The 13,076-nt window shown below is 41.5% G+C and carries 7 protein-coding genes; 1 reads left to right on the forward strand and 6 read right to left on the reverse strand.

The annotated features are described in order from the left end of the window. Position 1: 1 nt before the first annotated feature. Both ABDD95_RS12355 and ABDD95_RS12360 read right to left on the reverse strand, forming a co-directional pair. Positions 2-2,314: a family 20 glycosylhydrolase gene (locus ABDD95_RS12355; RefSeq protein WP_345947636.1), complete on the reverse strand. Its 2,313-nt coding sequence runs from the start codon at positions 2,312-2,314 to the stop codon at positions 2-4. Positions 2,315-2,337: 23 nt separating this feature from the next. Then, a complete protein-coding gene (locus ABDD95_RS12360) occupies positions 2,338-4,200 on the reverse strand; it encodes a beta-galactosidase (RefSeq protein ID WP_345947637.1) in 1,863 nt (620 codons plus the stop codon). Positions 4,201-4,665: 465 nt separating this feature from the next. Here ABDD95_RS12360 and ABDD95_RS12365 point away from each other — a divergent pair, with 465 nt between their 5' ends. Next, complete coding sequence (locus ABDD95_RS12365; protein ID WP_345947638.1) at positions 4,666-5,247, forward strand: RNA polymerase sigma-70 factor; 582 nt, start codon at positions 4,666-4,668, stop codon at positions 5,245-5,247. Positions 5,248-5,353: 106 nt separating this feature from the next. Here the strand turns inward: ABDD95_RS12365 and ABDD95_RS12370 are convergent, their stop codons facing one another. From ABDD95_RS12370 to ABDD95_RS12385, 4 genes are all read right to left on the reverse strand, one after another. Then, complete coding sequence (locus ABDD95_RS12370; RefSeq protein WP_345947639.1) at positions 5,354-7,051, reverse strand: RagB/SusD family nutrient uptake outer membrane protein; 1,698 nt, start codon at positions 7,049-7,051, stop codon at positions 5,354-5,356. A 10-nt stretch (positions 7,052-7,061) separates the two neighbouring features. After that, a complete protein-coding gene (locus ABDD95_RS12375) occupies positions 7,062-10,277 on the reverse strand; it encodes a SusC/RagA family TonB-linked outer membrane protein (protein WP_345947640.1) in 3,216 nt (1,071 codons plus the stop codon). Positions 10,278-10,508: 231 nt separating this feature from the next. Beyond that, positions 10,509-11,564 (reverse strand): FecR family protein, encoded by a 1,056-nt coding sequence (locus ABDD95_RS12380; protein WP_345947641.1) that lies wholly within the window; start codon positions 11,562-11,564, stop codon positions 10,509-10,511. 282 nt (positions 11,565-11,846) lie between these two features. Next, on the reverse strand, positions 11,847-13,067 hold the full coding sequence (locus ABDD95_RS12385) for a DUF2264 domain-containing protein (RefSeq protein WP_345947642.1): 1,221 nt from the start codon (positions 13,065-13,067) through the stop codon (positions 11,847-11,849). Positions 13,068-13,076 lie beyond the last annotated feature (9 nt).

Consider the following 13,076-nt stretch of genomic DNA (forward strand, 5'->3'; position numbering starts at 1 on the left):
TTTAGTTTTTTAACCAACTTCCTGGTATATCCTGTGCCTTTTGTCCTTTAACACTATACTGCAATTTAAGGGTATACCCTCCACCGCCTTCAATAAAATCAAGTTTAAACGGCTGCAGACCTTTTTTTAACGCTACTTGCCCGCTTTTTTCGACAGCACTATGCAAGCCATCATTGTCAACGGTTAAACGGTTGGCAACAGTTAGCACACCACCATCATCACAAGTAAGGTAAAATGTATAAATATCATCCTGAGGAACGTTAATATAACCCGAATACTTTACAGCAAACGCCGGCGCTTTGATGCTCTGCGGCACAACAATGCTGCTTACAGAAAATACACTATCAGGTTTAGTACTTATGCGGCTTACTTGTTTAAACAGTCCCTTATGCAAAGCTGCCGTCAACCCGTTATTAGAAGCAGTTGCGGTTGCTGCCGGAGCCAGTGACTGATGCTGATAGTTGATTTCATATACATCGCCACGGCGACCAGCCGGAGTAAATGCAGCGATTTTGATTTTTTGGGTAGTTTTAATAACCAGGTCGTTTAGAAGACTTGAAGTCGCTGTAGGCTGACTACCATCGGCCGTATAGAGCAACAGTAAATTTGCCATGGGTTTATTAATTTTTAAGGTTTCCTGGTCGGTAAATACCCGGGTATCAATCATGTCGGGCAGGTCCGGCAGGCGATAGTTCACTTTTAATTCATCCAAACGCTTGTAATGCTGCATTAACCGGCTCCGATAGTTATCAAAGTCGCGTTGTTTGTCGTTGGTCCATAGTACTTCGGCAAGGGCGGTCATACGGGGCATATACATATAATCCGCACGCTGTTCGGTGGGTATATATTCAGTCCATATATTTGCCTGTGCACCCATTATTCCTTCGGCCTCTTTATCGGTTAACCCTTTAGGGACCGGGTTAAACTTGTAAACATTGTAATCAGCATTCTTATCATATTTAGCATCAAAATATAAAGGACTACCCGGAGACATGATGACCTTGTTGCCGTTTTTTGCAGCCATTATAGGAGCCTTAGGCACCCACGAACGCCAGTACATTACCAACGCAGTAGGGCTGATACCACCTTCCAATATCTCATCCCACCCTATTAGCTTACGACCCTTGGAATTGAAATATTTTTCCATGCGGTTAATAAAGTAGCTTTGCAGACCGGCCAAATCTTTAATGCCCTCGCGTTGCATAAATGCTTTACATACCTCAGACTTTCCCCAATCTGTACGGTCTACTTCATCGCCGCCTATGTGTATGTATTTGGATGGAAAGATCTCCATAATTTCATCATACACATTCTGGGCAAATTCATAGGTGGCCTCGTTACACGGACAAATAGGTTTGGTAAAAAGCTCACCCCATTTATTTTCGCCATTGCAGGTTAAAAAAGGGTATGAGTTTATAGCTGCCATCATATGGCCGGGCATATCTATTTCCGGAATGATGTCAATTTTACGTGCCAGTGCATAGGCAACCACCTCTTTCATCTGTGCCTGGGTATAAAAGCCACCGTACAAAGTTTTACCGTTTCGTTGAATTATATGCTGCGGATCTATTATGAAGTCGGGGTTTTCTGCTGCTCTCGCCATGCAAACCGAATCCTGGTTATTAAATGTGCGCCAAGCTCCCTCCTGTGTAAGTTTAGGATATTTCTTAATCTCAATGCGCCATCCCTGATCGTCGGTTAGATGCAGGTGAAACTTATTAAATTTATAGAGAGCTAACCTGTCGATAAATTTTTTTAAATAGTTTACCGAAAAAAAATGGCGAGAAACATCCAGGTGCATGCCTCGCCAGTCATATTCAGGCTCATCTTCAATAATTAAAGCTTGTAAGGAAAGCTGTTTAGGAGCAATTTGAAGTTTATCTTCTAAACTTTCGGGCAATAATTGCCTGATTGTTTGAATAGCTCTGAAAATGCCAACACCACTATTAGCTGATATGGTTAAACGCTTTGGGGTAATTTGCATACGGTAACCCTCGGTACGGGTTATGGCGGCGTCACTTACTAACTGGATCACCGTACTTTTTGCCGATGACCGAGTACCTGCTTTTATAGCAAGGTTCATACGTAAAACCTCATTAAGTGCACCTGCTTCCTCGCTGTATGTGCCGTTTGCCGGAAGCTGTATAACGGTTTGAGCATTTATTACAAACAAGCCTTTGCCCTCTACCAGTTTTTTGGGATACGGTATAAGCGGAAAGCGCGATGCAGCATTCTGTGCTTTAAGACTGCCGCCAAATACCACAAGTGCGGCTATAAGTAATAGCATTTGCATTTTAAATAATGGTCTTTTCATAAGATGGGTCAGCTATGCAAAAATCAGTTAGTTATGTTTTGGTCAAGAATAGGATGATCAATGGCATTTAAGATGCGGTGGCCGTTTTTAAGTTCATCAAAAACGATCACTTCATTTTTGCCCTTTTTGAGCCAGCCTGCAGGTACGTAGAGCGTTTGCTGCGGACCAATTTGCCAGTACTTACCCAAATTGTGGCCGTTTAAAAACACAAAGCCTTTACCAAAAGACCGCATATCCAAATAGGTATCTGCCGTTGTGGTTAAGGTAAAAGTGCCTTTATATAAACCCGGTGCAGTTGCCGTGAATGGCTTAGCCGCATACTTAAACGTGCTGAGGTTAGTAAAAGGCAAACGGTACATATTCCAGTTAAGTAACTCCTTGCCGTTAAGACTAACCATTTTCGTAATGCCATGGCGATTATCGGCCAGGTAAGGGCCATAGTTAATACGGCCGTTATTTTCTACTAAAACATCAAGCGTGGCATTTGCCGGTACATTAGTAAGCGTAACCGAATCTTGTTTTAACCGCCTATCGAGCGTTGCAATCTGCTTTCCATTTAAATAAATAATGGCATAGTCGCGCAGGTCTTTTAATCTTAACATCCCCTTCGACGATACCTTTGTGCGATACATTACAAAGCCGTAAGCCTGGTTAAGATCCTCGAAGGTTAAAGTTCTTTTATTTGTAACAGCCTTGGGCAAATAACTAAAAACATTGGCGTAAGCGCTTAACTTAATATTGTTAATGGCCTTAGCTGTTTTATTAGCCGGAACAGGCGGTAAAGTTTGTCCTTGGGGCAAATACCTGGATATTACCTCCCTGAACTTGTAATATTTAGGGGTAGGATTTCCTGCTTCATCCAGTGGGGCATCATAATCGTAACTTGACACTTGCGGCGAATAAGGGTCATTAACGTTCATGTTTGCACCATTCATAAAATCACGAGTAGTACCGCCGTGAAACATATACATGTTAATGGATATTCCCGCAGCTAAAATATGGTCAAGTTTTTGAGCAGCCCTTTCGGCCGGAACGCGGGCGTGCTTCTTACCCCAGTTATCAAACCAGCCCGGGTACCATTCGGCAACGTAATACGGCCCTTTCCCATTATGGTACTTGTTAATAAGTGCTTTTACCTCGGCTGGGTTTTCTAAACCGTTAACAGCAGGCAGGTAGCCCGGTAAATAACCTTTCGGCATCTGGTCTGCCCCATCGCAGGTAAATAAAATACCATCAAAACCGGCATCGCGGAAAATTTTGCGGTTCAAATCGAGGTAGCTCTTATCGTCGCTATATGATCCATACTCATTCTCAATTTGTATCATAAGAATATTGCCGCCATGGGTTACCTGCAGAGGCACTAATTGCTTCGCCAGGTTGTTTATATAGTTGGTATAAGCGGAAATAAATCGGGTGTCTTTACTCCTAACTTTCAAGGTGCTATCTTTAAGCAACCACCAAGGATAACCGCCAAACTCCCACTCGGCACAGGCATAGGGGCTGGGCCTGAGCACTACCCACAGACCTTCCTGCTGAGCTACTCTTACAAATTCGGCAATGTCATTATTACCGCTGAAATCAAACTTCCCTTTTTGAGCTTCGTGCGCATTCCAGAATACATAAGTGCCAATGGTATTAAGCCCCATTGCTTTTGCCATCTTCATACGGTCTCGCCAGTATTCGCGGGGTACACGGGCACAGTGCATCTCGCCCGATATCATTTGCAGAGGTTTGCCATCAAGCAAGAAATCGGTATCACCTAAGGCAAAAGTGTGTTTTGATTGTGCCGCTGATTGTTTAAAACTTATGGCTAATGTAAGTATCAATAAACTCGACAGTAAACGGTTGAAAAAGTTATTCTTGCGTAGAAATAGATTTATGATCATTTGTTTGGCATTTTTAAAATGACGTGTTGGGCTCTAATAATTGGCCCACTTTGCTGGTAAACCGGCTTATGGGGCGAACCTTATGTAAATTATAATAGAGACCGATAAAACATCCGTTAGATTTAATACATGTAAAAACAGCCACAATTAGCGGCATAATGATTAGGCTTTAGATATTCATTGTAAGGTTGCTACAAGTTGCAAGCCCTTACAATCGTAAATATAAAATTTAATATCTTTTTAAAAAATTTAAAAAGTTAAGACAGGTTATTGCTGGTGAATTTTGTAGAAAAAAACGACTTATTTTAAGTCTTAAAGTTCGCCATGAGCGCAGAAATCGTCTTATCAATTCACTTTACAATTAAATAACCGTTTTGACTACATGTAAAAATATTGTTATCATTACTTGAAAACATTATTAATATTTCGTTACTTTCGGATTGATGTATTTAGCAGCAAAAAAGTATGACTAAGGCCAGTAACGATGATAGCCTACAGACGCTTTGGCTCAATGTGTGCCATCATAGTGATGCTGCGTCATACGAAATCATATTTCACTTACTAAATGCACCTTTAATTAAATTCAGTATCCAGTATGTACACACCCGTCAGGTGGCAGAAGAAATCGTAATTGATGTTTTTCTGAAGTACTGGAACAAAAGGGCTGAACTTACCCATGTAATTAATCCTAAAACTTACTTATATACGGCTGTTAAAAATCAATCTTTAAACTATCTTAAAAAGTTCTCGCTGGTGCGCTATGTAGAACTAGATGAATCGGGCAAATACGAACTGATTGACACTGCTGACCCTCAGCTCATCATGGAGAAAAAAGAACTCTTTAAAAAGCTTGATGATACAATAGAGAGTCTACCACCCCAATCACGCATGGTTTTTAAGTTAATAAAGGATGATGGCCTAAAATATAAAGAAGTAGCCCAACTGTTAGAAATTTCCCCTAAAACCGTCCAAAACCATTTATTTTCAGCAATTTCAAAACTGAACAAACGACTGAAAATTTATATGGAAAGGGCCGCCGCTAAATAAGGCGCCATCAGCTAGCAACTTTACCTCATTCAATAATTAACTTACCATTTTAAAAGTCGGGAATGCTTAGCCCCCGACTTTTAAAATAGCTGCTACACCGGATATTTTAATATCCAGGATTTTGAACTAATTTACCATGACTGCGTTGAATTTCAGAGAATGGGATTGGCACCAGGTTCATCTTTTCAACAAACTTACGCGTGTTGTCGACCACGTTAGTTAAATTGTATTCAAACGTATTGCCATTTTTCAAAATAAGCGCACCCAACGCTGGCTTAGCAAAAACTGCAGCACCCAGTTTCCAACGGCGCATATCATGAAAGCGGTGTTGTTCAATCACCAATTCTACACGCCTTTCATTGCGGTAGCGTTGCACCAGTGCTGCCCCGCCCTCAGTAATAGCTGGCATTCCGTAACGGCTCCTTATTGTATTTAGTGCGCTACGCGCCTCGCCTTCATTGTTTAATGCAATCTGGGCTTCGGCATAGTTAAGGTAAAACTCAGACTTGCGGAAATAGATCCATGGACTCAAGTTTTCATCAGCGCCTTTTTGCTGAGCCCTTTTGCCCTCATCCAAAAACTTACGAAAGTTGTAAGCCGTAGGTGAATTATTCCAAGGTTGGTTTGGCCCGCCTTTTCCGTCTATACCGTTTTTAGCAGTATTAGTAGGATCGTTTTTATCATAAAAATACTGCAGTTCGCGATTTAATTTTTGCTCAGGGTCAAAAATAGTGGCACCCTGGTATAAAATGGTTTTAGCAAACCGTGGGTCGCGGTTAGTATATGGGTTATTGATGTTGAAGCCTGAGGTTGGATCAGATGGCAATTTTCCGTTGGTCATTTCATAAGCGTTTACCAGATCCTGAGTCGGCACAAGTGTTCCCCAGCCGTTCATCGATCCCGGGTAAAACCACATGTTTATCCCCCATTCGCCGCCGCCGTGCGCATTATTTTGAGTAAAGCTGCGCGAAAGGATAACGTCGTTACGGCTTTTACCGTTAAAAACGTTACCATAATCATCAGCATTAGTTATGTTATTTATGGTGGTTAGATCGATAACCACTTTATTGGCATCGCGGGCGGCTATCCACCGTGCCTGCTCGTTATTAGGGTTAAACAACGGGCTTGCAGCATAAAGCAATGTGCGGGCTTTTAACGCAAGTGCAGCTTCACGGCTCGCTTTGCCATAATCTGTAGCAGTAAAAGATGGCAACACTGCCGCAGCCAAATCACATTCGCGCACTACAAATGCAGCAATTTCATCCGGTGTGTTACGCGATACATCATAACTTTCCTGCCCAAGGTTGTAAGTTTCGGTGATTAAAGGTACGCCGCCGTACCATATCATTAAACGGGCATAAAAAAATGCGCGTAAGAAACGTATTTCACCAGTAAGTCGTTGTAATTGTGCGGCAGGTACAGGAGAATTCAAAGTTTTATCAAAAAACAAATTAGTTCTCCTAATTTGATCGTAACTATTTGCCCATAAATTATCATTTAATGCTTCGCCTTGGGTGCTGCCTATCTCTCCGGCTGTAAACATGCGGTAAGGGTTGGTAGTACCACCGTGCTGATTATATCCATCATCGGTCATACCCTCAATAAATTTATCACCTTCGCCCCCAAATGGGTGGCCCATACCACGATAAATGCCGTTAACAAACTGGTTGAGCAATGCAGCATCTGCAAACACATCGGTTTCGCTATAGCCATCAAGCGGCTTTAAGTTGAGTATATCCTGTTTACACGAACCTGCAGTTAAAGCGGTAAAAAGCAGGATGCAAAGTATGTTTTTAATTTTCATGGTGTGTCAATTAGAATGTTAAGTTAGCGCCGAAATTGATGCTCTTGGTAAGCGGATAACGCCAGCCTTTTTCGTTCACGTTCTCCGGGTCAGTTAACCCCTTCTTTTTTAAGCCGTCAACGGTAAACAAATTGTAACCATTAACATAAATGCGCAAAGCCTGCACGCCCGCTTTACTTAATATTGACTGAGGAATAGTGTACCCCAACTCAACATTTTTTAAACGGGCAAAAGATACATCGTGGTAAAAACTGCTATTTAAAGTAATACTCCGACCTACACGAGCAAGCGAATTTGAGGTTGCATCAGGCCTCCAAGCGTTACTTAAAAAATATTCGGGGCCGTTAGTCCCGGCAGTAACGTTGTAGTCCATAAGTTGCCTAACCTTTGCTTGACCCTGTATTAAGGCCGACAAATCGAAGTTTTTGTAGCTCAAATTTATATTAAGTCCAAATTGTATTTGCGGAATGTTTGAATAAGGTGAACGCACCCTATCATCCTCTGATATGATTCCGTCATTATTTACGTCTTCGTAAATATAGTCACCTACCTTAACTGTGTTTACCGACGGATGAGCAGCTAAATCGGCATTGGATTGATAAATACCCACTACATTATATATAAGTGGCGATCCTAAAGGCCTGCCTTCTGCTTTCTGATAATCTTTTAAGACCGTACCCTCATCAGCAAACACCAAAGTATTCTTGGCATAGGTAAAGTTGCCTCCAATGCTGTATTTAGCCTTACCTAATGAACCATTGTAATTGATTGAACCGTCAAATCCTTTATTATTAACACGTTGTATATTTTCACTTGGCAAGCGAATTCCAGTATATTGAGGTACGGTAACATTACGCGGGCCTAAAATGTCGTCGCGTTTATTAAAAAATGCGTCTAGCTCAAATGTTAGTTTGTTCCTAAAAAAACCTGCTTCTAAACCAATATCACGGGTTAGCTGTTTTTCCCAAGTGATGTATGGATTAGCGGCAACGCCTGGATTTAATGCCAGCACATCAGAAGTACCACCAAATACATAACCGCTACCGTAATTAAACAAATTAAGATATTGAAATGGATTAACCCTGTCATTACCTAATTTACTCCACGAAGCGCGGAGCTTTAAGGTAGAAAGCCACGAAATATTCTTCATGAAAGCTTCTTCGGAAATCACCCAACCGGCAGATAAGCCTGGGAAAAGACCGAACCTATTACCTTCAGGAAATATTTGTGAACCGTCGTATCTTAATATGGCCTGAAAAAGGTATTTTTTTTCATAGTCATAACTTACCCGGCCAAAATAATTCTGCCTTGCACTTTCAATAGCTGAACCGGTATTTTGCTGCGTACCTGCATTACCTGCAAAAAGCTGATCTATCAGCGGAGAAGCAAAATCTGCCCTTGAAGCTGCAAAAATGTCTGTGCGTATTTCGTTTTGCTCGTAAGCTAAAAATGCCGACACATTATGTTTGCCAAAGGTTTTGGCGTAATTAATTTTAGCATTAAGGGTAAGCGACTGGACACGGTTGTAGGTTTGTTGTAAGGAATTAGGCCCAATTACAGTTGGAACTACAGCACCTGTGTTATTTTGGCCGTAGTACGTCCATGGCTGTGCCCATACCTTACGCAAGGTTTGCGTAAAATCGTAAGCCGCAAAACCGTCTAAAAATAACCCATCTATTTTGGGTACATCATATTTAAAACGGAATGTGCTGTTAATTAAGTTTAACTCGGTTTTGTCAAAACCCGGACCTTCAGCAATGGCTAAAGGATTTTGATTTTGGCGGCCTGAAGTTGGGAATCCATTAATGGTGGCAGCCATATCTGGAGCACCTAATAAGGCATTCTGAAATAAGACTTGCTGTTCCTGTTGCAAAAAGTTCTGATTTTCACGTCGGCCTGCTACATCAAATCCTAAAGTAAGTCGCTTTGATGCCTTTGCATCTACATTTGTACGAAAATTATACTGTTTGAAGCCCGTAGTTTTATCACGTTCCAGCAAGCCATTTTGCGATGATGTACCGGCTGATAAAAAATATTTCACTGCTTCGGTTCCACCATTCATAGTAATGCTGTGCCTGCTTTGAACTGAATTGTCCTTTAAAACTTCGGCCTGCCAATCAGTACTGGGCATGGTGCCGCTTTGAAAAGCAGCGAGCTGCGCTGCATTATAAGCAGGGTTAGCGCCAGTTTGAACTGCAAGATCATTAAGAGTACGTGCGTATAAATAAGCATCAGCCATTTTAACAAGGCGCGTAGGGCTAACAAAACCTTGATTAAAGCTGTAATTAAACTGTGACTTGCCAATTTTGCCCCTCCGGGTGGTTACCAATATAACGCCGTTTGCGGCTTGCGCTCCATAAATACTTGCCGAAGCATCCTTTAACACACTGATGGTTTCTACATCGTTAGGGTCGATACGTGAAATACCGTCGCGGTTGGCAACACCGTCAATTACAATCAGCGGCGAGCTATTACCGGTAGTTCCTAAACCTCTAACCAGCAAGGTGGCTTCGTCGCGGCCCGGCTCGCCGTTACGCTGGTTTACAATTAAACCCGGTACACGGCCAGCCAGTGCATTTGATATAGCCGGGGCAGAACTCTTTCTAATCTCAGATCCCCTCACCTGTGATACTGCGTTAGTTACCTCTTTTTTTAACTGCGTGCCGTAACCAACAACCACCACTTCGTTCAAATTCTGGTCTGCCAATTCCAGGTTAACAGTTATATTGTTACCTGTTACCGGCACCTCAACAGTTTTATAACCGATGTAGCTAACAACCAGTACATCGCCGGTATTGGCTTCGATAGTAAACGCGCCCTGTGCATTTGTAATTGAAGTTCTCGACGCGCCTTTAACCTTCACGCTCACGCCCGGTATAGGAACTTTATTTTCATCATATATTACCCCTAATATTTGCTGTTGATTGCCTGATGGTTTAATAATGATGAGATTATTAGTTGTTGGCTCGAAAGTGAAACCTGAGTTTAAGAGCATTCTGTTCAGCACGCTGGGCACTGGCTCATTTACACTACTGATGTTAACCGTTAGCTTGTTCAGATTAGCCTGCTCACTGTAAACAAAATAATAATCACTTTTTGCTTCAATCAATTCAAGCGCTTTTGTTAAACTAACATTATTAAGCTGTAAAGTAATTTTGGTTTGAGAATATACATTAGCTAAAGCTTGAAAACTTAGGCAAATGGCAAGAACGAAAGTTAATTTCATGGTTATCAGCGATTTTATTAGCCAATAGTTTTCACTCACACCCTTGGGGTGTTTAAAAAAAATCATATTTTTACGATTTAAGGTTAATTAATACCGTCCTTCTGGGAAAAGGCCGGTGTGTTGTTAGTCTTAATTTTAGCTGATGGTACTACCTCCTGGTAGTGCCATTTTTAACTTGTAGCGTAATTTTTTCGCATAGCTTTTGGTTTAGTTTATATTTAGTTTGGTTACTTAATCGATATACACTTTTCCGTTCCTGATTTTAAAAGTGAACGGACTACCCGTACGGCTCAAAACATAAAGTACATCCTGCAGGCTCTCAGTTTTAAATGTGCCATTAAACCGCAGGGCTTTTGCTTCTTCAGACTCGAACACTATTTGTGTTCCATAACGTATCTCCAGCCGGTTTGCCAAAACCTCAAAAGTTTCGTCTCTAAAAACAAGGTGATTGCTCATCCAGGCGGTTTCAACTACCGCCGGAGCTTCGTCGGCTTCATAATGTTTCAGTCTTGATAAGATTACCTTTTCATTAGGCTCTCTTAAAGAGCTTTCAAAATTTTTGCTGGTGTTGATGGTAAGCTTATCATTTGGCTTAAGGTAATAAACAGACCGGGCTTTGTTATGAAGCGTAACTTTGATTGACCCATGTATCAAAACTGTCTGCTGCTGTTTCTCTTTAGGATAAGCACAAACATTGAATGAGGTGCCCAAAACCCGGATATCCATCTTAGAAGTATGTATGGTAAAAGGGCGCTTAACATCTCTTTTAATATCAAAATAACCTTCGCCACTTAGGGTGACTTCACGACTATTACCAGACATACGGATAGCCGCCAGACTCGAATTTCTGTTTAATTTGATAACAGAGCCATCTGCCAGGGTCACTTTTTTTATTCCTGCAGAGATTTGGCCATTAATTGCTGTGTTATTAACCGTAAGTTCATATTCGGTTGCTTCCCTACCCGACTTACTGATAACAATCACTGAAACAAAAAAGACCAGCAAGGCTGCTGCAACCAACAGCCATCTGTTCCTGAAAAATATTGATGATTTTGCGTCCTGCTCCTGAACATCCTGCTGGCGTATTTTGCCAGATAACTGCTCGAATAGCCGCTGGCTGTTGGAATTATCGGTTTCTTTAGTTTCCCAATACTCCATGAGCATACGATACCGACTTGCATAACTTTCATCTGAAGAAAGTAAAGACTGCAATTCGCTTTCCTCAGCTTCGGTTAAACTGGCATTGATCTTATGAAGTATTAGTTCTGAAAATCGATTATCGTCCATTAAAGATGGGGCTTTAATGGCATAGACAATAATTTTAAAAAAAGTGCCTATAAGTAATTTAACTATTTTTCACAATTAATAATAAAAGTGATGAGCTAAGTCTGGCACGTATTGCTCTATGGACGACTAATGAATAACAAAAGATAAAATACACGTTACTTGACGACTCATTTCTTTTGGACGCCAATTAAGTAACCTAACTGCAAATAATGTGACTGATGTAACTGGCAGGCCTGAAATAAACGATTTTAAATCAAAACTACCACTCAAGCCAATTCAACACTATTTCATATCTAGGGCGTGGTCTACTATGGCTTCTTGTCCGGTCCATACTTTAACGGCCGACCAAGGTTTTGCTGGAGCACTCCAAAATTCATCAGTAGACGGCAACCCCAAAGGCAAAAAGATGTTGGCACATAAATAAAGGCTCCCCGTTGTAATATAAAAATCGGCCAGTCCTATCTGCTTTCCGTGTAAACCCATATTTAGCCAACCCGTTGGCATAAAAGTTTGGGGTGCAGATAGTGTTTTAGTTATAACAGCGGTAAGTGCTGCCCTTACTTGTGAGGGAGCTAGTTTTTCGGGTAGCTGCTTTTTTAAAGCCATATTTGCTAAGTGCTGAAAAGCCGCTCCACGGTATACAATTGACCGGCCGGTAGTTGGGTATGAACCGTCGGTATTTATCATTAACTCTTGTATTTCGGCGTATCGCTTAGTTATCTTACTTAACCGTGCAGAATGGTCGGCATACAATTGAGTTTTAGTATTAATGATCTCCAACATTGCTGTCAAGAAAGGTTGTATAACATAGCTGTTGTAGTAATCCAGACGAAAATCATCTCCATCAGAAAATACACCATCGCCAACATACCATTGTCCCATAAACTGCCGTATCCCGTAATCTATGCGCATTGCGTCATAATCTACGCCATACTTACAAAAGAACGCCTCAATTACACCCGAAAAAAGTAGCCAGTTGTTATAATTGGGCGTATAGGTACGGGTAATTTTTAGGGCAGTTATTGTTTGTTGCTGCACCTCTACAGATAGATGTTGCCACAACCAAGGACACCTTATAAGTCCGAGAGCGAAGAAAGCGCCATCAACCAGCGGTTGTGCACCTTGCCACTGCATATAATCTTTTGCCTTAGGGTTAACAGCATTGCCAACCGCCTTAACTGCCCATTCGCGATACTGGTTTCTGAGCTTTTGTTCTGCAGATGAACCACCTTCGAGGTTAAGCCAGGGCGCAATACCACTTAGCGTACGGCCAAATGCTTCCAAATAAGCAACCTTTGAACGAATATCCTTATCATCGGGATGCTCTGCCGTTAAAACCGGCATATTAGCCTTCAATTTATCGTCGGCCAGATTTGAGAATACCGGCCGCGCCACTTTATTCAGCTGGCTTAGCCAATATGCTCTGTCATTTGGGGGTATATCATGCGCATTGAGCTGAGAAAACTGCAACAACGTTAAGAACAGAAAACATAGCTTTTTCATAGTAACAAT

The organism is Mucilaginibacter sp. PAMB04274 (assembly GCF_039634385.2).
GTDB lineage: Bacteria > Bacteroidota > Bacteroidia > Sphingobacteriales > Sphingobacteriaceae > Mucilaginibacter.